General features: G+C 45.7%; 19 protein-coding genes. 10 read left to right on the top strand and 9 right to left on the bottom strand.

The genetic code is table 11. The features are described 5' to 3' along the window. Nucleotides 1-55: 55 nt before the first annotated feature. Nucleotides 56-1,594, bottom strand: coding sequence for a trypsin-like peptidase domain-containing protein (locus tag PBAL39_RS07445; protein WP_008239955.1), 1,539 nt, complete (start codon nt 1,592-1,594; stop codon nt 56-58). A 147-nt stretch (nt 1,595-1,741) separates the two neighbouring features. Between PBAL39_RS07445 and dapF the strand changes: the two genes are divergently transcribed. Next, nucleotides 1,742-2,554, top strand: coding sequence for a diaminopimelate epimerase (gene dapF, locus PBAL39_RS07450; protein WP_008239956.1), 813 nt, complete (start codon nt 1,742-1,744; stop codon nt 2,552-2,554). 8 nt (nt 2,555-2,562) lie between these two features. Here dapF and PBAL39_RS07455 read toward each other — a convergent pair whose 3' ends face one another. Continuing rightward, on the bottom strand, nt 2,563-4,842 hold the full coding sequence (locus tag PBAL39_RS07455) for a helix-turn-helix domain-containing protein (RefSeq protein WP_008239957.1): 2,280 nt from the start codon (nt 4,840-4,842) through the stop codon (nt 2,563-2,565). 68 nt (nt 4,843-4,910) lie between these two features. Then, complete coding sequence (locus PBAL39_RS07460) at nt 4,911-5,546, bottom strand: hypothetical protein (RefSeq protein WP_008239958.1); 636 nt, start codon at nt 5,544-5,546, stop codon at nt 4,911-4,913. Between the two features lie 218 nt (nt 5,547-5,764). Here PBAL39_RS07460 and PBAL39_RS07465 point away from each other — a divergent pair, with 218 nt between their 5' ends. Next, complete coding sequence (locus PBAL39_RS07465) at nt 5,765-8,551, top strand: outer membrane beta-barrel family protein (RefSeq protein WP_039866276.1); 2,787 nt, start codon at nt 5,765-5,767, stop codon at nt 8,549-8,551. A 4-nt stretch (nt 8,552-8,555) separates the two neighbouring features. Further along, entirely contained in the window at nt 8,556-9,332 is a 777-nt protein-coding gene (locus tag PBAL39_RS07470; RefSeq protein ID WP_008239966.1) for a GLPGLI family protein, read from the top strand. On the opposite strand, the gene PBAL39_RS07475 is transcribed toward PBAL39_RS07470, so the two are convergent. From PBAL39_RS07475 to PBAL39_RS07485, 3 genes are all read right to left on the bottom strand, one after another. Continuing rightward, complete coding sequence (locus tag PBAL39_RS07475) at nt 9,329-10,024, bottom strand: response regulator transcription factor (protein ID WP_008239967.1); 696 nt, start codon at nt 10,022-10,024, stop codon at nt 9,329-9,331. The genes PBAL39_RS07470 and PBAL39_RS07475 overlap by 4 nt on opposite strands. An 8-nt stretch (nt 10,025-10,032) precedes the next feature. After that, on the bottom strand, nt 10,033-11,871 hold the full coding sequence (locus tag PBAL39_RS07480) for an ATP-binding protein (protein ID WP_008239968.1): 1,839 nt from the start codon (nt 11,869-11,871) through the stop codon (nt 10,033-10,035). Nucleotides 11,872-12,381: 510 nt separating this feature from the next. Beyond that, entirely contained in the window at nt 12,382-12,750 is a 369-nt protein-coding gene (locus PBAL39_RS07485) for a DUF3127 domain-containing protein (protein WP_008239969.1), read from the bottom strand. Nucleotides 12,751-12,822: 72 nt separating this feature from the next. Here PBAL39_RS07485 and PBAL39_RS07490 point away from each other — a divergent pair, with 72 nt between their 5' ends. The 6 genes from PBAL39_RS07490 (at nt 12,823) to PBAL39_RS07515 (ending at nt 17,948) form a co-directional block, all read left to right on the top strand. Further along, complete coding sequence (locus PBAL39_RS07490; RefSeq protein ID WP_008239970.1) at nt 12,823-14,004, top strand: class I SAM-dependent RNA methyltransferase; 1,182 nt, start codon at nt 12,823-12,825, stop codon at nt 14,002-14,004. An 80-nt stretch (nt 14,005-14,084) separates the two neighbouring features. Beyond that, complete coding sequence (locus PBAL39_RS07495; RefSeq protein ID WP_008239972.1) at nt 14,085-14,345, top strand: helix-turn-helix domain-containing protein; 261 nt, start codon at nt 14,085-14,087, stop codon at nt 14,343-14,345. Between the two features lie 62 nt (nt 14,346-14,407). Further along, on the top strand, nt 14,408-15,055 hold the full coding sequence (locus tag PBAL39_RS07500; RefSeq protein ID WP_008239974.1) for an HD domain-containing protein: 648 nt from the start codon (nt 14,408-14,410) through the stop codon (nt 15,053-15,055). Nucleotides 15,056-15,113: 58 nt separating this feature from the next. After that, nucleotides 15,114-16,139, top strand: a complete 1,026-nt coding sequence (locus tag PBAL39_RS07505) for a cell wall metabolism sensor histidine kinase WalK (protein WP_008239976.1) — start codon at nt 15,114-15,116, stop codon at nt 16,137-16,139. A gap of 145 nt (nt 16,140-16,284) precedes the next feature. Then, entirely contained in the window at nt 16,285-16,926 is a 642-nt protein-coding gene (locus PBAL39_RS07510) for a DUF47 domain-containing protein (RefSeq protein ID WP_198139789.1), read from the top strand. An 11-nt stretch (nt 16,927-16,937) separates the two neighbouring features. Continuing rightward, complete coding sequence (locus PBAL39_RS07515) at nt 16,938-17,948, top strand: inorganic phosphate transporter (RefSeq protein WP_008239989.1); 1,011 nt, start codon at nt 16,938-16,940, stop codon at nt 17,946-17,948. A 406-nt stretch (nt 17,949-18,354) separates the two neighbouring features. Here PBAL39_RS07515 and PBAL39_RS07520 read toward each other — a convergent pair whose 3' ends face one another. Then, the gene (locus PBAL39_RS07520; RefSeq protein WP_157273939.1) at nt 18,355-18,948 is read right to left on the bottom strand and encodes a hypothetical protein; all 594 of its coding nucleotides are present in this window, start codon (nt 18,946-18,948) and stop codon (nt 18,355-18,357) included. Between the two features lie 224 nt (nt 18,949-19,172). On the opposite strand from PBAL39_RS07520, the gene PBAL39_RS25285 reads away from it, so the two are divergent. Further along, nucleotides 19,173-19,310 (top strand): hypothetical protein, encoded by a 138-nt coding sequence (locus PBAL39_RS25285; protein WP_157273940.1) that lies wholly within the window; start codon nt 19,173-19,175, stop codon nt 19,308-19,310. A gap of 5 nt (nt 19,311-19,315) precedes the next feature. Here the strand turns inward: PBAL39_RS25285 and PBAL39_RS07525 are convergent, their stop codons facing one another. Next, nucleotides 19,316-20,608, bottom strand: coding sequence for a carboxypeptidase-like regulatory domain-containing protein (locus PBAL39_RS07525; RefSeq protein WP_008239992.1), 1,293 nt, complete (start codon nt 20,606-20,608; stop codon nt 19,316-19,318). Then, entirely contained in the window at nt 20,601-21,179 is a 579-nt protein-coding gene (locus PBAL39_RS07530; protein WP_008239993.1) for an RNA polymerase sigma factor, read from the bottom strand. Before PBAL39_RS07530 ends, PBAL39_RS07525 begins: the two co-directional genes overlap by 8 nt. Nucleotides 21,180-21,241: the final 62 nt, after the last annotated feature.

Genomic DNA, 21,241 nt, shown 5'->3' on the forward strand with positions numbered 1-21,241 from the left:
CTTTGTGGGCTTCCCGTTTGCGACCAAAAGATCTTATTGATTAAATTGAAATTATTTAGAAAGTGAAGGTGTAATTTCCATTCGGTCCAACACCAGAAATGGTAGTCATACCGTTTTTGGAAGTCGGCAATGCACTTTCCACGTCTTTAGCACTGTTCACCGGTTTACCATTCACAGAAGTGACCAGCAATCCTTTAGGGATATCCATCGAATCAAACACCTTTCCTGGTTCGATATCAGTAACTACGACACCATTTTTAGCACCAAATTTTGCTTTTACCGCAGCAGATGCAGGTGCAAACGTTGCGCCCAGTTTACCGACAGTAGCACCAGTAGCTTTACCACCAGTAGATGCTGTTTTAGTGCTCACACTACTTTCGCCTTTCAGAGTAACGTTCAGGTTTTTAAGTTTACCATCCCTCAACACGGTCAGGTTCACTTTATCACCAGGGCTCATGCGGCCGATTTTTTCCTGTAAATCCGGGGAGTCATAGATCTCTACACCCTCCACTTTTTTGATGATGTCACCTTTCTGGATACCCGCAGCAGCACCGCCACCGTTAGGAATTACATCACTCACATATAACCCACTGATGTCATTGATTTTCAATTCACCTGCATAGTCAGCATCCAGAGGACGGAAAGAAACGCCAATGTAACCGCGTTTCACCGCACCGTATTTTCTGAAATCTTCCAACACCTTTTTAGCCAGGTTCACAGGAATCGCGAATCCATAACCTTCATTGGTACCAGTCTGTGAAGCAATCGCAGCATTGATACCGATCAGCTCGCCGTTTGCATTTACCAGGGCACCACCACTGTTTCCAGGGTTGATGGCCGCATCGGTCTGGATGAATGATTCAATACTGTTGTTGGTACGCTCAGGCGCTTTACCTGTACGACGATACTCATCATATTCTTCTTCGGTCAGTTTACCCTGCTCTCTCGCAAGAATACCAATGCTTCTCGCTTTTGCACTTACAATACCAGCAGTTACGGTAGTCTGCAGGTCCAGCGGGAAGCCTACAGCCAATACCCACTCGCCGATCTGTACATTGTCAGAGTTACCCATTTTCACAATCGGAAGACCAGTTTCTTCAACTTTGATCAATGCAAGATCTGTATTCGGATCTTTACCGATTACTTTCGCAACCACCTTACGGCGATCAGAAAGGATGACCTCGATCTTATCCGCGTTGTCTACCACGTGATTGTTGGTCACGATGTAACCATCCGGTGTAAGGATCACACCAGATCCTGATGCTGCCCTTGGTGCACGCTGCATGCGGCCACCGCCACCACCGAAAAAGTCTTCGAACATATCCATTGGAGAACTGCCACGACCACGGCCTTCAGCGCTGCTGCTGCCGTAAGAAGTTTTGATGTGCACCACCGCCGGCGATACCGCTGCTGCTGCATCGACAAAATCTACTGCCCCTGTGGAAGAGATCTTTGATGGATTGCTTGCGAAAAGCACGTTCTGACGTTCGGTCAATGATAAGTTATCATTGTTGCGCTCCAATAGTTTATAAGCGCCAATTGCTGCCGCACCCCCTATAAATGCAGCTAACACTATTAATCCTATTTTTTTCATTTGTATTTATTTGTTTTTTAACCGGCCGTTGAGAGCCTGTAGTTTGTAATTTTACTTTTTTGGAACTATTCTTTTGCTTTATTATTCAAATTTAATACCATATGAACGATATTTGCATACTCATAAAGTCATTAATACTGTTAAAAAATGTTAAATGACCAGCAGAAAGAAGACATGAAGATTCACTTTTACAAATACCAGGGTGCCGGCAACGATTTTATTCTGATCGACAACCGGGACCTGTCCTTTAAATATACGGGCAATAATGCAGTATTACAACTTTGTAACAGACGTTTTGGTATCGGCGCGGATGGATTGATGCTGTTGCAGGATCATGCGGACTATGATTTTGAAATGCTGTATTTCAATGCTGACGGCAAACTGGGCAGCATGTGCGGCAACGGCGGGCGCTGCATTGTGGCCTTCGCGAAACACCTTGGAATAATTGACAGTGAAACTAATTTTCTGGCAGTAGATGGCCCTCATTATGCCAAAATTTCAGATGCAGGCAACTGGGTAGACCTGCAGATGATCGACATCGACCACATCGGCAATGATGGTGAGGCTTACGTCCTAAACACCGGCTCCCCTCATTATGTTGCCCAGGTCAATAACCTGGAGACACTTGATGTGTACCATGAAGGCCATAGCATCCGCAACAACGAGACCTACAAACAGGAAGGCATCAATGTCAACTTTGTCGAAGACCTCGGTGACCATCTGTTTGTTCGCACTTTTGAAAGAGGTGTGGAAGATGAGACCTATGCCTGTGGTACAGGCGTCACCGCTGTAGCCTTATCTATGGCACAGCACAAAGGCCAGAATGGCCACATTGAAACGCCTGTAAAAGTATTGGGCGGTGACCTGCGCATTGCATTCGATTACAATGGCAGCCAGTTCAGAAATGTTTTCCTTTGCGGCCCTGCAGAGCAGGTGTTCGAGGGCAACGTTAGTATATAACGGGCTCCTTACTCCCCTTCGGCGAGGTATGCCGCAACACCGATTTTGATCTCTCCAAAAGAGTAATCACGGCCAAGGTGCTCCCTGATCGGATTCATCTGCATGGTCTTCAGCTCGCGGATGGCCGTAAGGATCTTGTCCAGCTTCCTACTGCCGATGAGCTCTTTCGCAGAGACTTCGTGTTTAGCAACATAATGAGCAAGGTGGCCTTCAATGGTTCCGATCACCATCTTCCGTTCCTGAGCAATTTCATTGATGGTCTTTCCTTCCTTGTGCAGCGCCAGTGAAAGCTCTTTGGTATCGGCCTTCGGTTCCTTCTCCTTCTTGACAGTCGTTTTTCCTTTTGATGGTTTTGCTTTCTTCGCTGTAAAATCCAGCTTACCAGGCATCGCAAAAACCTTCTCCATCTGCGCTGCGCGGGCAGCCTGACTTTGCAGGGCCGTCACATCCTTTTTGGTGAATTCATTGCCCGCAAGGGTGGCACTGAGGAGGGCCGTAGCTTTACGGATTTTCTTAAACTGATCATAAAACAAGGCTTCCATCTCCAACAGCTCTGTCAGGAAGGCGGTCACCTGCTTGTCCTGCTTCACCAGCTCCATCCGCTCAAAAATACGCTTGGAGAAACCCACCAGTAAAGGATTAAAGTAGTTCTCGGCGGCATCTACCCTGTTCATGAGCGTAGCCATGCCCGTCTCCGTTTTATCCTGATATAGGCGCTGGATTTGAGCGAGAAACTTACTGGCATTCACCTTCACCTCCGTCAGGTCTTTCAGCAACTGCCCAGCCCATTTGACATGTTTCTGTTTCGCCGATTTATTGATGTCCTTGGTATAGGAGTGTACATGTTCATAAACATAGTTATCCAGCGGCGCAAGGTCAAAACACTGAAGCAGGTAGTTGCGCAAAAAGGCCTCCCGCTCGGTTTCGATCTGCGTTTCAAGGCTCAGCTGGTTTTCTTTGGTCTTGGAGAAAAAGGAAACATTCTGGTCCTGGCGGATGCCTGCACCGGAGATTTGTGAAGTCAACACCAGCCCATCCAGGGAGCGCAACCTGGACAGTGCCACATAAATCTGACCCGGTGCAAAGGCACTACCAATGTCAATGATGGCCTTATCAAAAGTCAGACCCTGGCTTTTATGGACCGTGATGGCCCAGGCCAGTTTCAGGGGATACTGCGTAAAGGTTCCTACCAGCTCCTCCTCAATCTCTCCGGTCACCTTATCTGTAGTATACTTGATGTTTTTCCAGGTATACTTTTCCAGCACGATCTTGTTGTCGCTTCCCTCAGGCTGCACCTCTATCCGGTCCGTTTGCAGCTCTGTGACCACGGCGATCTTTCCGTTAAAAAAGCGCTGCTCGCCTGTAGGGTCATTCTTGATGAACATCACCTGTGCCCCCACCTTCAGGTCGAGGATGTGTTCTGCCGGATAGGACGACTCACTAAAGTCATCTTCCACCTTCGCCACATACAGGTATGACGGTGCCTTCAGCTCTTCCAGGCTACGTTTATTGAGCGCATCGGCCTTGCTATTGTGCGTGGTGAGTGTGATGTATTTATCGTGTATTGATGGCTTAAAGTCGGCCTGATAATATTTTTCCAGGAGTGCCACATCCTGTGCGGTCACCTCGTTGTTCCGGAGGCTGTTCAGCAGGTTGATGAACACCTCATCACTCTGGCGGTAGATTTTCTCGAGCTCAATATAAATCGGCGGATGTTGCTGCAATGCCAGGGCATCGAAAAAATAGGCGCTGTTGTAAAACTGCCCCAGCAGGCTCCATTCGGAAGATTTCACCACCGGTGGCAACTGATGAAGGTCACCGATAAAGAGCACCTGCACCCCTCCGAAGCTTGCGCTGTTGTTACGGCGGATATAACGCAACACCATGTCGATGGCATCCAGCAAGTCTGCACGCAGCATACTCACCTCATCGATGATCAGCAGCTCCATGTCCGTCAGCACCTTTCTCTTGGCGGAGTTCATGTTCAGGTGCCTCACGATGGACTTTGGCGTATTGTACTGCTGACTGTAGTGATTACCCTCTGCTGCAGGGGCCTTCGGCAGATACGTGCCAAAAGGAAGCTGGAACAGGGAATGGATGGTGACACCGGCGGCGTTGATGGCTGCAATACCTGTTGGCGCTGCGATGACTGCTTTTTTATGCGTCAGCTCCATCAGGTTACGCAGAAAGGTGGTTTTACCCGTACCCGCTTTTCCAGTCAGGAATATATGTTTGGACGTATAATTTACAAATTTGGCAGCAAGCTCAGCGGGGTTCTTCTCAGACATATCTTGGCATCAGTTAAACATATCGCCTTTTTTTAACGGCAGCAGCAAAGATAACAAGAATGCCTAAATTAATGGCTGGCCGTAGGTTGCTTTAAATTGTATTCGATAACCAGCTGCCTGATGAAGTCAAACGTAAACTTGTCGACCTCTTCATAACGCTTCGCCACAGCCGCATTGTCCTGGATCAGATCGAAGAACGCATCCCTCCTCTTTTTTCTGCTTAGCGTAATCCAGCTATTCTTCTTCAGCTCGACCAGCGGACCATCACCTTTCCTGGCAAACCATGTAATGTTATTGTACGAAGTGGTTCCGAAGGCCATGGGCTGACCGGGTCCTCGGGAGAAAGTATTTGAATAAGTACCAGAGATATTCAACTCATAAATACTCAGCTTTCCTTTCTCTACAATCTTCAGGAACTGTTGCTTTTTGGCGTCCGGTAATACCAGCGGCACAAAATGTCCATCACTACTGGAATAGAAACCACGGAGATCGCCAGCCTTTATTTTCTCGGCCTTTCTGCTATCCAGTTTCAGAAATTTCAGCACATCCTTTTTATGACTTTTCACAATCCCCGGAACCGTATCTCCACTGGCAGTAATGAGATAATCGCCCTGGGCCATCAGGTGCGGGCTTTCCAGAAGCAACAAAAAAATACAAATAATCAGTAACGAAGGTCTCTTCAATCTGGCAATGAGCGTGTTCATATTTGAGCGCATAAAGTTGTCTTAAAGGACGCAAATTAGGAGAAATCGTCCAGACTGCCAATATTGATTAAAAATTAACTAAAATTTAACAAAGGCCGTTATCTATAGGCATTAAAAGAGATAAAAGCGCTTTAAATAAATTAACACCTTTTAACAATTTCCTTATATGATTACTAAACATTTAGTTTTATCTTAGACTAACCAAATTAATGCCACTCATGAAGATCATTTTATTCGTGCTAATCCTACTCTCCCTCAGCAGCTACACCTTTGGCCAGCATACAATTAAGGGAAAGGTTACCGATACCGCGGCCACCTATAAAATGTCCAATGCCACCGTTACCATCCTGCAGCAAAAAGATTCCAGTCTTGTCGGATTTACCAGGGCAGACACCAGCGGCAGCTTTCACATCAACCCTGTTCCCTCTGGGCAATTTATGCTGATGGTCAGTTATCCGGGGTACGCCGATTACATCGAGGAATTCCGTATTGACAGCGCCACTCAGCAGAAAGACTTCGGCCTGATCAATCTCATCCTGAAAGCCACGCTGTTGGAGGGTGTCGTCATACAGGGTAAGGCCGCAGCCATAAAGATCAACGGTGACACCACAGAGTATAATCCTGCCAGCTACAGCATACAACCAAATTCGAAGGTGGAAGACCTCCTGAAACAGCTGCCAGGCATTCAGGTAGACAAGGACGGAAAGATCACCGCCCAGGGGAAAACCGTCAGCAAGGTACTCGTTGACGGAGAAGAGTTTTTTGGCGATGACCCCACGCTGGTCACTAAAAACATCCGCGGAGATATGGTCTCCAAGGTGCAGCTGTATGACAAAACAAGCGATAGGGCAGCATTTACCGGCATTGATGATGGCGAGAAAGCAAAGACCATCAATATACAACTCAAAGAAGATAAGAAAAACGGATACTTCGGAAAAATCAGCGCCGGCCAGGGAACCGACAAGTTTTATCAACACCAGGGGATGTTCAATGCTTTCAAAGGAAAAAAGAAAATATCCGCATACCTGACCACTGGAAACACCGGGCAGACGGGGCTTGGCTGGAGCGACAGCGAGAAGTATAGCGGCTCGGGCATAGAAACCACTGATGATGGTGCGGTGATGATGGTATTCACCGGCGGCGATGATGAGCTGGGCGGCTTCGATGGGAGGTATGGCGGGCAGGGAATCCCAAGGTCTTACAGTGGCGGCCTGCACTATGAGCACAAGTGGAATAAGGATAAGGAATCCATCAACAGCAATTATAAAATCGGCAATATGGACATTGAGGGTGTCCAGAACTCCCTTTCACAGAACAACCTGCCAGACGGCATGATCAGCAGCAGCAGTGACCAGAACTTTCGCAAACACCTGTTTCAGCAGCGTGGAGATGCGAAGTACAGCATCTCCATAGATTCCGTAACTACCTTAAAGGTCAGCATCAATGGTTCATTGAAGCACAGCTCCACCGAAGACCAGTTTTTGTCGCAAAGCAACCGCGCCGACAATAGCCTGCTGAACAGTAGCAGCCGCAGCCTCAATAACAAAGGAAAAGGGCATAACATCAGTGCCGATGCTTTTTTCAGCAAGAAACTGCCGAAAAAAGGACGCACGTATACCATCCGGATCTCCGGACAAGTCAAAAATGACGACGCAACAGGATTTCTCCATGCCAAAAATGAGTTCTTCAATACCAGCGGAACTTTGGACAGCAGCCAGCTGACCGATCAGTACAAGGTAAATGACATTCAGGACAACAGGTTCAGCACTGAACTCAGCTATACCGAACCTTTAACAAAAGAGATCTCGCTAAGTGTCAGCTACGGCTTGAACCTCCTTCATGGGACATCCGACAGAAAGTCGTTCAATCAATCCGCAATGGGCCAGTATGACTTGCTGGACGAAACCTTCAGCAATAATTTCGATCTTCAACAGCTCAGCAACCGCGGAGGTCTTTCCTTCAACTACAAGAAAGACAAGTCAGTCATCAACATTGGAAACGACCTTAGCCAGGTGAGCTTCAGACAGAAAGACCTGTACAGGAACAGCAACTTCAACAGAAACTTTATCAACTGGAGTCCCAGGGCCGACTACAGGTACATGATCTCCAAACAGCAGAGTCTTCAGTTCCGGTATAGCGGTCGCACTTCCCAACCGGGAATAGACCAGATCCAACCTGTCAGGAACAACAACGATCCACTCAACATTACACTAGGCAATACAGAGCTGAAACCCTCATTTTCAAATAACTTCAGTCTGAGCTACAACTCCTTTAAGATCCTGAGCGAGCAGTACATCTGGATGCAGGGATCCTATAATTTCAACAGCAACGCGTTCAGCAGTAACGTCATCACTGACGCGACTGGTAAGACGACCTATCAAACGGTCAACCTGCAGGGACACACTCCGTCCAGTTATTACTTCAGCACTTCTATGGACAGGAAAGTAAAAGTAATAGGCAGCAATGTAGGCATGGAGCTCAACATCAATGGAAACACCAGTTACAATATGGTCAACAATGCGATGAACACTTCAAAATCTGCCAGTTACGGGGGGAATCTGAATTTCAGAAAATCAAAGGAAAACAGATATGATTTCTATATGCGCGGGGGGCCGAACTACAATACGAACAGTGCTTCGCTGCAGACAGCAACCAACAATAATGGCTGGGGAGCTTCCGGGGATGCCACCCTTAACATTTACCTGCCCGGCAAACTGGAGCTCAGCACTACAGCCAACTATGAGTTCAGGGGCAAAACACAGACCTTCGACGAGACTTTTGAGCGGCTACTCCTGAATGCATCCATCAGCAAGAAGTTCCTTAAAACAGAAAATCTGAAGCTCTCGTTCAGTGGGCAGGACCTGCTGAACCAGAACGTAGGTTTTGACAGGACTGCCAACAACAACATGATCAACCAGAACAGCTATACCACCATCAAACGTTTTTTCCTGCTGTCGCTAAGCTGGGACTTCAATAAAATGGGGATAGACACCACTAAGAAATAAAACCATGGGCAGCATAAGAAACACCATTATCATTCTCCTTTTTTGCAACATCAGTATATATGCACAGCAGGCAAGGTTCACTTCCTCAGGCATCATTGAGTTTGAGAAAAGCACCAATATGTACGCCATCATGAAAAAGCGCATCAATAAAGACAATGAGAATTATATGCAGCCTGTGTATGAACAATACCGAAAGGGCAATCCGCAGTTTATGCTGCTGAAAAGCACCCTTGTTTTTTCGGGTCAGCAGAGCTTGTTTACTCCCATTGCTCCTGAAGCCAATGCGGAAATGGGATTTTTTAATGGTAACCCCATGGCAGAACAGCACAACATCGTCTATACAGACCATGGCAGCGACAGCTTTACTGCACAGAAAAAAGTATATGAAGAGACATTTCTGGTCAGGGATAAACGAAGAAAGATCAATTGGAAGGTCACCACGGAGACACGCGAAATTGCCGGTTACCAATGCAGGCGCGCCAATGCAATCATCCTGGACTCTGTTTATGTTGTTGCTTTTTACACTGACCAGATCCCCTTGTCTGGAGGCCCGGAATCCTTCTCCGGGCTACCGGGAATGATCCTTGGCGTTGCTTTGCCGCATGAGAACATCACCTGGTTTGCAAAGTCGGTGAAAGACCAGCCAGTCAATACAGCCACGATAAAGGCACCCACAAAAGGGAAACCGATGGACCGGGCCACACTGACAAGCACCCTTCAGTCTATTATGAAAAGCTGGGGCGACTATACCAGTACGGCATTGAAGGCTTTCAGTCTTTAATTGACCAATAGTTTATATCCCTTACCATGGACGTTCAGGATTTCCACCTTCGGATCCTCACGCAGGTATTTACGCAGCTTGCTCAGAAAAACATCCATACTTCGTCCGTTGAAGTAGTTGTCGTCATGCCAGATGCTCAACAATGCTTCCTCACGTGTCAGGACAGCATTTTTCTTCAGGCACAGCAGCTGGAGCAGCTCCGCCTCCTTGGTAGACAGCTTCTGTTGCTGCCCCTGGTAGTGAATGAGCTGGGTCGTGTAGTCGAAGGTATAGTCGCCGATCTGGAATTGTGTCTGTGCTGGCACTGGCTCCGGAGTTTCCTTCACTGACATTCTTTTAAGGAGCGCATTGATGCGCAGCAGCAGTTCTTCGATACGGAAAGGCTTGGTAATGTAGTCGTCACCACCAAGATCATACGCCGAAGCCTTGTCTTCTATCATTGCCTTTGCCGTAGCAAAGATGATCGGCACCTGCTGGTTGAGCTTACGAATTTCCTTTCCCAGTGTGAACCCATCCTTCTTCGGCATCATCACATCCAGGATGCATAGGTCAAAGTCCTGTTTGGAAAAAGCTTTCAAACCTTCATCACCATCCATGCACAGCACCACATCGAACTTGCCTTTCAGCTGCAGGTAATCTTGCAGAAGCAGACCCAGGTTCGGGTCATCTTCCACCAATAGTATCGTTTTCATTGGCTTAATCAGTTATGTTTTAGTGGTAATATGATTTCAAATGTTGTTCCTTTATCTTTTTCGCTGTGCACCTTGACGGTGCCCCCCATCTGTTCGATGATGTCCTGCACATAGTTAAGTCCCAGTCCGAAGCCCTTCACATCGTGAAGGTTCCCTGTGGGCACCCGGTAGAACTGGTCAAAGATACGTTTCGTCTGCTCTTTGGTCATCCCAATGCCTTTATCAGACACCTCAATGATCATATTCTTGCTTGTATGTCTGGTGCTGAGCGTAATCCGCGGCGCATCGGCACTGTACTTATTGGCATTGTCGATCAGGTTGTAGATGACATTGGAGAGGTGCAGTTCATCGGCCATGATCACCGGCGGCTCAGACTCCAGGTTCATGGTAATGTCTGCATTTTTTTTCTGCAGCTGCAGGCTCATGCTGTCCACTACCACCACAATCAGGTCGTTGATGTTCACTTCCGAGGGCTCCAGTCGCAGCTCCTTCTTTTCCAGGCGTGCGATGCTGAGCACCCTTTCAATGTGGTTACCAAGGCGCACGTTTTCATCGTAGATGATGCCTGCCAGCCTGTTCACGCGACTTTGATCGGAGGTGATCTCCGGATCTTTAAGGGCTTCGCTGGCAATCATGATGGTCGCCACCGGGGTCTTAAACTCATGCGTCATGTTATTGATGAAGTCGTTCTTCATCTCTGATATTTTCTTTTGGCGGAGGATCGTATAAAGGGTGTAAGTGAAGATGAAGATCAGCACCAGCAGCAACCCTGCCGAAGAGGCCATCGTGGCAAACAGGTTACTTATGATCAGGGAGTTTTCATCCGGAAAGTTCACATACAACATTCCAGGGTCCCGGAAGACGTCATTGCTGAACAATGCCACTTTATGTACATTCTTTTTTAAGGGTTCCTCTTCCACATTGGAAACTTTCCTGAAGTACAGGGAGTCCTTGTTGGCGAGTTTCACCCAGAAGTCGTAATCCAGCTTGATGTTCCTGTTCAGCAGCTCCTCGCCAATGAGGGTATCCAGCACACTCCTGGAGATGCGCTGGTTAATGGGAATGTTCTCCTGCTGCATTTCTTTGGCCACATCCTGTAAGTAAAGCAGACTGCTGGGCTCGATGGTCATGGTATCAGCCAGCATATCCTTGTAGGACTTGTTAAATTTTGAATCCTCCAGCTCATCCTCGCTCCTGAACTTGGCAGCCATTTCAGGGCCAACCCTTGGCAGCGTAATCAATAATGGCTTGCGACTGAAAGGATTGAAGGCCAGATAGCGAATGCTATCGGGAAGGCGATCTGTAGACAGTTTGAACGTCACTGCCCTTACTGGAATAAAACTCTGGTTGATATTTGCAGAAATGATGTTTCCCGCAGCATCAATGCCGAGGTTAAGGTCGACCTGCAGGGGCGACTTTTTATTGTTGTCCATGCTGGAAAGGGCGACATATTCCTTTTCGGTAATGATCATCGGCCGCAAGTAGTTGTTCCTGATGACACTGTCCTGCATGTTCAGCTCGGCAATAATTTTTTTCTGCTGTTCCAGCTTACGCGCTTCTTCCTGTTCTTTATGCTTTTCCTTGAAGTCTACCAGCATCTGCGCCCTGCTGCGGAGCTCTTCTTCGCGCTCCGCCCTCAGCTGCTCGTCTTTTTTGTTCAGGTGGCGCGCAGCATACCGCTTCTGCACCTTGTTGACCACTGCATTTAGCGCCTGGCTGACATCCTGCTGGAAAACCTGTGTTTTAAGTTTATAAGCCTCCCTGATGTAATACAATTGCATTACAAAGACCCCCAGCAAAGCGATGGTCATTAAAATGGTGATTAACCAGAGACTCTTCTTTTTCATGTGATAACATTCAAAATTAACTAAGCATCGACAGAGTGGTACCTAATTTAACAAATTTTAACACACTGGGAATATTGATACGGCAATAGCTATATTTGTATGACTAACCTATCGGCCGGTTACATTCCTGCATCACCGGTAAACGGATGATTCTCACGCTCCCCTGTAGCAATAGGATTTTCCCTAAACTTAAACCGGACCAAGTCGCTACACGAGCCGTACCAAGCCTATATTAAGTCCACCTTAAGTCCACATCATCTCCACGTTGAGTCCACGTTTTTCTAGTAAAAGGTGGACTCAACATGCTTCCATTGTGTGTTCAATATGGATTCATTACGGCGCCGTACGAGTGTTGGTATTAACCAAGGGTTAATCTTATCTAAGGATTAAGCAGTAATATCCGAAAGTGTATAGGATTTCCAACGCTGCCGTTTAGCAATTAAAGGGCAAAAAAAATGCCGGAAGGTATTTCCGGCAAATTGGTCAAATTTGTTTATTTAAAAAAGATCTTTAGAAAGGAAGGTCATCTTCCTCTGCTGCAGTATTGTTCAAATCTGCCGGTGGTGCATAGGCTGGCGTTGAAGCAGCAGCACCTGCATTGGTAAGGGCATTGATACGCCATACCACCAGGCTATTGAAATATGATGTTTTGCCAGTTTTATCAGTCCATGGGCGACCGCGTAAGTTAAAGGAAACTTCCACATCATCACCGGTTTTCAAGCTATCGAACAAAGCAGTTTTATCTTGTAAAGCCTCAAACCTGATGTATTCAGGATAAGTAGGGTTTTCTGCATATTCTATAATCAGGTCACGTTTTTTAAAAGTCTCACTCACCTGCTGTAATGCACCAATTTCATGCACTTTTCCTTTTATTTCCATAACAAATACTCTTTTATTCTCGTAAGAAGCTCAAATCTCTATATTTTTATTGATAACTTCGCACAATATATTATGCAAGTTTTCCACACCAAAAGTAAGGTTATCCTAACCTGTAATAAACGTCTTTCTTCCTATTTACAGGAGGAGGTAAAAGCCCTTGGCTATAGCATTGTAAGAGACTTCCCGACAGGGGTAGAGCTCAACATCACGCTTACAGAGTGCATCAAGCTGAATTTAAACCTGCGTTGCGCCAGTCAGATCCTCTATTGCCTGAAGAGCTTTAAAGCCAATAATCCTGAGGAGTTATACCAGGAGCTGGTGCAAATGCCATGGGAAGAACTGATCGATTTCGCAGGATATTTTTCGGTCACCTCAAATGTGGATAACCCAACCATTACCACCCCACTTTTTGCGAACCTGAAAGTGAAGGATGCCATTGTCGACAGGATAAAAGATAAAAAAGGCATCCGTCCAAATTCCGGATCCGATGCCAATAAAGCGGTAGTCCACCTGTACTGGAAAGATAGTGAGGCTGACATCTTCCTGGATACTTCCGGCGAGACACTTGCAAAGCATGGCTATCGTAAGATCCCCGGCAAAGCGCCGATGCTTGAGGCACTGGCTTCCAGCGTCATCTTCAGCACGGGATGGGACCAGAAGTCGCCATTTGTAAACCCCATGTGCGGATCGGGAACGCTTGCCATTGAGGCAGCGCTCATCGCTACCAACAGAAGACCCGGCCTATACCGTATGAACTATGGTTTCATGCACATCCTGGGTTATGACGAGGAGGTCTTCTTCGCTGAGCGCAGAATATTAAAAGAGCAGGTAGTCAAAAACACAGACATCCAGATCATCGCCACCGATATTTCTGAGGATGCCGTGGATGTGAGCCGCAAGAACGCAAAAACAGCAGGTGTTGACGGGCTGATTTCTTTTGAGGTGTGCGACTTTGCCGATACGGTTGTCCCTGAAGGCGGTAGAGGAGTAGTCATCTTTAACCCTGAATATGGAGAGCGTCTTGGTGTTCATTCTAAGCTGGAGCTGACCTATAAAAGGATGGGTGATTTCATGAAACAGCACTGTAAGGGATACTCCGGATACATCTTTACCGGAAACCCAGACCTGGCCAAGAAGATCGGGCTCAAGGCAGCACGAAAAATTGAATTTTACAACGGAAAGCTGGATTGCAGGATGCTGGAGTATGAATTGTATGACGGCACGCGCAGGACCGACACACGAGAAGATATTTAATATATTTATTCATCATACAAATCCAGACCTTAATGCTTTTCGTTAATCTACATTATTAAACGGAAACAAATTTTTATATCATGAAAGAAGTCCTTAAATTGAATATCGAGGATGTGGCGGGTAACATCAAGAAGATTAGAAAGATAAAATCTTTGACACAGGAGTTTTTGGCTGCCAAACTCGACATTTCGCAGAATGCTTACAGCAAAATTGAACTAGGACACAGCAAGCTGACCGTAGAACGTATGTACCAGATTGCAGATATTCTGAATGTTGACGTGATACAGTTGCTCAGCCCGATACCAAATAATTTTAGCGATAAATTCTACGCCTCCGTATAATTATCAACAAATTACTTTTTATCCTGTGATTACAGATACATTTGCCCCAAAGCAATGATCTGATGAATTTAATTATTAACGATACCATACAGTTTGTTAAGGAAACTCTGGCCGGCGCTGAAGCTGGCCACGATTGGTTCCATATCGAGCGTGTGTTTCATAATGCAAAAGCAATTAATGAAACGGAGCAGGGAAACTGGCTGGTGGTCGCACTTGCCGCACTACTCCATGATATCGCTGATGCGAAGTTCCATAACGGGGATGAAGAAATTGGTCCTAAAACGGCAGCAGATTTCCTGACTATGAAAGGCGTCGATCCCGACGTCATTCAGCATGTCCGCGACATCATCAGTAACATGAGTTATAAGTCGAGCCTCGGTGAGGTAACCTTCCGATCTAAAGAGATGGAGATCGTGCAGGATGCAGACCGGTTGGATGCGATCGGTGCCATCGGCATTGCACGTGCATTCACTTATGGAGGTTACAAAAACAGGGCTTTATACGATCCGGCGATTCCGCCAAACCTGCAGATGAGCAAGGACGAATATAAGAACACAACTGCCCCCACCATCAACCATTTTTATGAAAAGCTGCTGAAGCTCAAAGACCTGATGAACACCGGAAAAGGCAAAGCCATCGCCGCACAGCGCCATGATTTTATGGAGGCTTACCTGGAGCAGTTTCTGCAGGAAGCTGAAGGAAAGCGTTAGCCAAAATTTACCGTTGTTTATTTCTTAAAGAGTTCCAATCTATTTGTAACTTGGCTTCATGAAGTTAAGTGTTTTAGTCCTCATCGCCGCCTGTGCCGTAGGGCTTTCCATCGGGCTGGTCAACTTTTATTTCCAGAAAGACTGGTATTTTATGCTCATGTCTTTCGGGGTTGCTTTTGTGACGAGCTTTATTGTATTTTACTACCTGCTGGAAAAATACATCTACTCCAAGATTGTACTGATCTATAAGTTGATCCATAACCTTAAACTGGGCAAAGACCTGAAGGACGCCCTTGGCGAATACGTCAGTTCCGATCCCATCAATGATGTGGAACATGAAGTAAAAGAATGGGCTGGAGCCAAGAAGCGCGAGATTGAGATACTGAGAAAACAGGAACAGTTCAGAAGAGAGTTTCTGTCCAATGTATCTCATGAGTTTAAAACACCTTTGTTTGCAGTACAGGGATATATAGAAACGCTGCAGGACTGTCTTCTTGATGATCCGGAGCAGGCAATGAAGTTTCTGAAGAAGGCGGAGACCAATGTGGAACGCCTGAGCTACCTCATCAACGATCTGGATTCCATTTCCAAGCTGGAGTCTGGTGAGATCCCGATCAACTACGAGAAGTTTGACTTTGTGGTGTTGGCAAAAGAAGTAATGGACGTGCTGGAAGACCGTGCAAAAACCAAACACATCACCATCTCCTTCAAAGATAAATACACACATCCTGCGTATGTAAGGGCCGACAGGGAGAAGATCCGTCAGGTGATGATCAACCTGATCCAGAACTCCCTGAAATATGGCAAAGACCATGGCTCTACTGCCATTAAGATCTTTGAGCTGCACGATCAGTACCTTGTAGAAGTGACAGATGATGGCATTGGTATCGACGAGAAACACCTGCCCCGATTATTTGAGCGTTTTTACCGTATTGATACCCATCGTTCCCGTCAGGAAGGCGGCACAGGACTGGGCCTTGCTATCGTAAAACACATCCTTGAAGCACACCAGCAGATCATTTCGGTGAGAAGCACACTTCAAATAGGCTCCACTTTTGCATTTACATTGGAAAAGATTGGTTAACAGCGGGTCAGCTTTTTAAAAATAACTTAACACTTAACATTAAATTAACATTACACTCATACTTTTGTATCATATTTTATAGAGCGGATGGTCTTTGCCTCAGGCGGTATTCATCCAAAAATTAAAGCAAAATATAAACATAAAGATGAATAGCATTTTTAATTTCTTTACTCCTAAGGACAAAAAGTTCCAACCTCTATTTGAGCAGGCCGGCAGCAATGCATTAAACATTTCTAAAGCCCTTCTGCTTGCCCTTACGGCAACGGATCTTGAAAAAAGAAAAGAATACATCAAAGAAGTAGAGCGCTTAGAGCATGTTGGTGATGACATTACCCACTCCATTTTCCTGGAACTTAGCAAAAACTTTATCACTCCTTTTGACCGTGAGGACATACACGCACTGGCAAGTGCTGTAGATGACATTGCAGATTACATCCATGCTTCAGCAAGTAATATCGAATTGTACAACATTGTGAACATCGGTGATGCCATGGTGAAACTGGCAGAGCTGCTGGTAGAGATGTGTACAGATTTGGAAAAAGCGATCAAAGAATTACGCAGCTTTAAAAATATCCGTGTCATTGCTGATGCCTGTGTAAGGATCAACAGCGGCGAGAATCAGGCTGACTATGTAACTAACCTGGCCATTGCCCGTTTGTTTGAATTTGAGACTAATGCTATTGAGCTGATCAAACAAAAAGAAGTCCTTCAAACGCTTGAAATGGCTACAGATAAATGTGAAGATGCAGCCAACGTGTTGGAATCTATCTTGGTAAAGAACGCTTAAACCTTTAAAAAATGGTAACTACCTTATTGGTTGTTGTAATTGTCCTTGCAATTGCCTTCGATTATATTAATGGCTTTCATGATGCAGCGAATTCAATTGCGACTATTGTATCTACCAAAGTATTGTCGCCTTTTCAGGCCGTATTATGGGCCGCTCTCTTTAACTTCGCTGCATATTTCTATTTTACAGATCATAAAGTAGCCAACACCATCGCGAAGACGGTGGTAGAAAACTTCATTACGCTTGAAGTGATTCTTGCCGGTCTAATTGCTGCGATCACCTGGAACTTATTCACCTGGTGGTTCGGTATTCCTTCCAGCTCTTCACATACGCTGATTGGCGGTTTTGCGGGTGCTGGTATGGCGAAGGCAGCGACGCTGGGCGCAGGCATCATGTCGGCGATCAACCTTGCTCCTATCCTGAAAGTCGTAGCCTTCATTGTGCTGGCTCCGGTGATCGGTATGATCATTTCCGTGATCATTTCCATCATTATCCTGCACATTTCCAAAAATGCACGTCCATCCGTAGCTGAGAAATGGTTTAAAAGACTACAGTTGCTTTCTTCCGCAGCCTTGAGCTTTACCCACGGTGGTAATGATGCGCAAAAGGTTATGGGGATCATCTATGTAGCCATGGTGGCTTCAAACGTGCTTAAAACGGGTGATGCAATGCCAGAGTGGGTTCCAATCTCCTGTTATGCAGCTATCGGCCTGGGTACCATGAGTGGTGGCTGGAAGATTGTAAAAACTATGGGATCTAAGATTACTAAAGTAAATGCCTTCGAGGGTGTAGCTGCAGAGACTGCAGGTGCGGTAACCTTAGGTATCACTGAACACTTCGGTATACCTGTATCAACAACACATACCATTACGGGATCTATCGTCGGTGTGGGACTGCTGAAAAGGGTTTCTGCTGTACGCTGGGGTGTGACAGTGAGCTTGCTGTGGGCATGGGTACTTACGATCCCTGTATCGGCTACATTGGCTGGTATTGTTTATGGGGTTATTCACCTGTTCTTTTAATTGAAGATATAGCAGACCCCGGTCTGAAATTACATAGTTACATGATTTGAAGGTGCTGGAGTCTGAAAAGATGATTCCAGCACCTTTTTGCATTAATGGGTAGAGTCGGCAAAAATCTGGCGCTTGCAACACATCAATAAGTCAGGTCGACAATCTAGAACGGTACTGCAACCTCAATGGGACCATTCCTGTTTGGTAAAAAGAGCTAAAGGGGCTCAGTTTCTGGTAGTACCAGCTGCGGAGCGCGCTGTTGTTAATGGAAAATTCAATATCAGACGCTTTTTTCTTTTCTCCCTTGCAGGAACATGGTTTCAGATGGAAAAATTGTCGAGATTCTCGGGGAGAACCATAACATTGACGATCACCTTGATCCTTTATTGGAAACTCTAAACGGGGATAAGACCATTTAATTTTCTGCTTGCGTTTTCTTAGGTATATTAAGAATCTCGATAGTTCTCAATGGAAGAAATATCAAGTCCGTTGGGCTACCGTTTTTAGCATGTAATTTGTGGATAACATTGAATACATATCCAAATGGCAATTTGCTATCAATTTGATTGTTGTATTTTTTCGGCGAATAAAGTGATTGGGCAGCATTGAGCGCCGCATTCATGTCAATTAATGGTTGGTCGATATGATTTTTATAAAATACAAGAATTGGTATGATAATACTAAACTTCTTATTACCCGTACGCATGAAACTACAATCAGATGTTAGCAGTCCTTTATATTTAGGGAACATCTGATAAGCAAGACTGTCATTAGCCGTTACTTTAACCACGGTATTCTTTCGGTTATCTGTACGAACTATATCAATCTTAAAATTAAATGCATAGATCTGAATACTGTCCTTGAAAATATAATCCAGTTTTAGACAGTTTTTCACATGAGCATTGAATTTTTTTTCATCAATGCTCCCTTTGTCCTGCGAGTATGACGAAGAAGTAATCATTGCCAAGAAAGCCATAACTATGGCGGTTCTAAATATAAATATCTTCATAATAATAGTATTACTATTCATGGGCACTTCGTACCTGTAAACCCTGGCACGGTAGTATCTCTCTCCTGTTGATTGATTATTTTTTTAGCTGGCGTCAGAAGAAGGATCCCGCTTTCTGCAAGAGCTAGCGCTTTATCCGGATTAGGGACACTAAAAAAGGAACTTCGAATGGAGATCAGAAAAAGACCCGATTACAACGCTTTGAAAAATAAATATCAGAAATCATGAATAAGACCGCACGAATTGTAACCGCCGTAATTCTGATTGTTGTAATGCTGGTCATTAACTTGCACAATGCCTTTAGCTTCTATCATATTGATCAGATCTCTTTAACACAATTCTTTATATGGCAGTCTGAGTAAGCTCTTTAAAAAGAAATGTACACCGTCATCCTGCTGCCCTGAACTTTCGGCTGACTCCATTTAGGGCCATTCCGCAACAGGCGCTTAGCTTCTGTGTCATGCTCCGCATCCACACTTTTCTGAACCTGAACATCGGAAGGCTGTCCCTTTGCATCAACAACAAAAGTCAATCCTACCTGAGCGTCTGAGCTTTTTTGCTCTTTTAATCCATTGTTTGCTTTGAGGTAACTTTCCCATTTGGCCCAGCCCCCTACAGGATTGGAGATCATTTCCTTTGCACGGCTACGGACAGTTACACCAGCAACACGGCCATTTAAAGCCCCGACAACAGTCGTATCCTTTGCCTTGCTATTGGACTTAACCACGACCACTTCACTGAGACTCTGCGCATCTCCTTTCATCCTGATTTCCATGGTTTCACCAAGTACAACCGGAGCTTCCTGATTTTTATATCCGATAGCAGTAGCGACTATTTTTGATGAAGCAAGCAGCTCCGGAGCAGCAAGGTGAAATTCTCCTTTTTGATTGGTCGTCACCCCTTGGTTTGTACCAGCCAGGTTGACCATAACCCCCTGCATTGGCTCTCCGGTCTCTTCGTCGAGCACCTTGCCATTTAAATTGGCCTTTAGAGGTATTGAACTTTCACTATCGGCAATGCGTGTGGCCGCAGCGGTAATCGCCTGTTTTTTCAATGCACTGTATCCTCTGATTTCCGCTTCATTCAGCTGTGGACTTACGGAATCCGCCACAGTAACAGGAGCATTCCTTTGCATATTGGCTGCATAAGCGTTTTCGCGCATGTCCATAACGGCCTCATCGACCACAGCCTCGGCCGATGGGCTTTTAATCACATCAGACTTTGGCAATACTTTAGCCAGCATTGGATCGGAGGGCAATGCGTCGAGCGTATCTTGTTCTAACTTTGGCGCGATGTTCACATCGACCTGTTTAGCTTGTCCGGCAAGCTGCTGTTTGCGGTTGGCCGTATCTTTCATCCAGAAGATGATGCTCACCGCAATAAACAACACTGCCGCCGTGGCAGCAATACTCAGTCGCTGCCAGGTAATCACCCTTCCCTTCTTCGCCACCTGCTCTTCAGCTACGCGCTCCTGCAGCTGTTTCTGCAGCAGGGACAGGTTGCTTAACGCACGTTTAGGAGCAGCACTGAGGCCTGCCAGTGCTTCCGCCACAAAAGGGTCTTCCAGCGCTTCGCGCTCTACCCTGTTCATGGTTTTGGCGTCCAGCTTCCCATCGAGGTAATCCTCTAATACATTGATATCTAACCAGTCGTTATTCACTGCTATTCCTTTCTATACAAATTTTCAGGTTCCGCTTCCCATTCTGGATATAGCTCTTCACTTTCAGCATGTCATAACCCGTAATGTCTGCCACTTCCTTATAACACTTCTCCTGCAAATAGAACAGGTCCACACTAATGCGCTGCTCCTCAGGAAGTGTTTCCATACACTTCTCCATCACTGTCAGTTTCTTTTCCTTTGTATCATCCATATCAAGATGCACAAAATCTGTGTTTTCCACAAAAGTATCTTCGATGGAGATGGTGGTATTTTTAGCGTCCTTGCGGAGTGCCATCAGGCAGTGGTTCCTCGTAAGCACATGCAGCCAGCTTTTGAAATTCTGCACCTCATGCACACGGAGTTTTTTGATCAGCTCTTCGAAGATCTGCATGACCGCATCCTTGCTTTGCTCTTCATCCTTCAGGTAGTTGAGGCATACCCCGAATACCAGGTGCATGTATTTGTTGTACAACAGGCCCAGCACTTCCAGATCACCGCTGCTTTTATACTGCGCAATCAAAGAAGCATCATCACTTTCGGCTATACGGGCGTTGTTCTTTATAAACTTCAATGTGGTTCAATCGTATAATTCGCTCAAGTATAAAAATATTTTCTGAATATTATATGGAAATT

Origin of the sequence: Pedobacter sp. BAL39 (assembly GCF_000170795.1) — a bacterium.
Lineage (GTDB): Bacteria > Bacteroidota > Bacteroidia > Sphingobacteriales > Sphingobacteriaceae > Pedobacter.

Excerpts from the sequence above, each read along its gene's own strand:
- PBAL39_RS07445 (WP_008239955.1), bottom strand. The coding sequence starts at position 1,594 with ATGAAAAAAATAGGATTAATAGTGTTAGCTGCATTTATAGGGGGTGCG.
- PBAL39_RS07495 (WP_008239972.1), top strand. The coding sequence starts at position 14,085 with ATGAAAGAAGTCCTTAAATTGAATATCGAGGATGTGGCGGGTAACATC.
- PBAL39_RS07490 (WP_008239970.1), top strand. The coding sequence starts at position 12,823 with ATGCAAGTTTTCCACACCAAAAGTAAGGTTATCCTAACCTGTAATAAA.
- PBAL39_RS07500 (WP_008239974.1), top strand. The coding sequence starts at position 14,408 with ATGAATTTAATTATTAACGATACCATACAGTTTGTTAAGGAAACTCTG.
- PBAL39_RS07505 (WP_008239976.1), top strand. The coding sequence starts at position 15,114 with ATGAAGTTAAGTGTTTTAGTCCTCATCGCCGCCTGTGCCGTAGGGCTT.
- PBAL39_RS25285 (WP_157273940.1), top strand. The coding sequence starts at position 19,173 with ATGAATAAGACCGCACGAATTGTAACCGCCGTAATTCTGATTGTTGTA.
- PBAL39_RS07460 (WP_008239958.1), bottom strand. The coding sequence starts at position 5,546 with ATGAACACGCTCATTGCCAGATTGAAGAGACCTTCGTTACTGATTATT.
- PBAL39_RS07475 (WP_008239967.1), bottom strand. The coding sequence starts at position 10,024 with ATGAAAACGATACTATTGGTGGAAGATGACCCGAACCTGGGTCTGCTT.
- PBAL39_RS07480 (WP_008239968.1), bottom strand. The coding sequence starts at position 11,871 with ATGAAAAAGAAGAGTCTCTGGTTAATCACCATTTTAATGACCATCGCT.
- PBAL39_RS07465 (WP_039866276.1), top strand. The coding sequence starts at position 5,765 with ATGAAGATCATTTTATTCGTGCTAATCCTACTCTCCCTCAGCAGCTAC.
- PBAL39_RS07515 (WP_008239989.1), top strand. The coding sequence starts at position 16,938 with ATGGTAACTACCTTATTGGTTGTTGTAATTGTCCTTGCAATTGCCTTC.
- PBAL39_RS07510 (WP_198139789.1), top strand. The coding sequence starts at position 16,285 with ATGAATAGCATTTTTAATTTCTTTACTCCTAAGGACAAAAAGTTCCAA.
- PBAL39_RS07485 (WP_008239969.1), bottom strand. The coding sequence starts at position 12,750 with ATGGAAATAAAAGGAAAAGTGCATGAAATTGGTGCATTACAGCAGGTG.
- PBAL39_RS07455 (WP_008239957.1), bottom strand. The coding sequence starts at position 4,842 with ATGTCTGAGAAGAACCCCGCTGAGCTTGCTGCCAAATTTGTAAATTAT.
- PBAL39_RS07470 (WP_008239966.1), top strand. The coding sequence starts at position 8,556 with ATGGGCAGCATAAGAAACACCATTATCATTCTCCTTTTTTGCAACATC.
- dapF (WP_008239956.1), top strand. The coding sequence starts at position 1,742 with ATGTTAAATGACCAGCAGAAAGAAGACATGAAGATTCACTTTTACAAA.
- PBAL39_RS07520 (WP_157273939.1), bottom strand. The coding sequence starts at position 18,948 with ATGAAGATATTTATATTTAGAACCGCCATAGTTATGGCTTTCTTGGCA.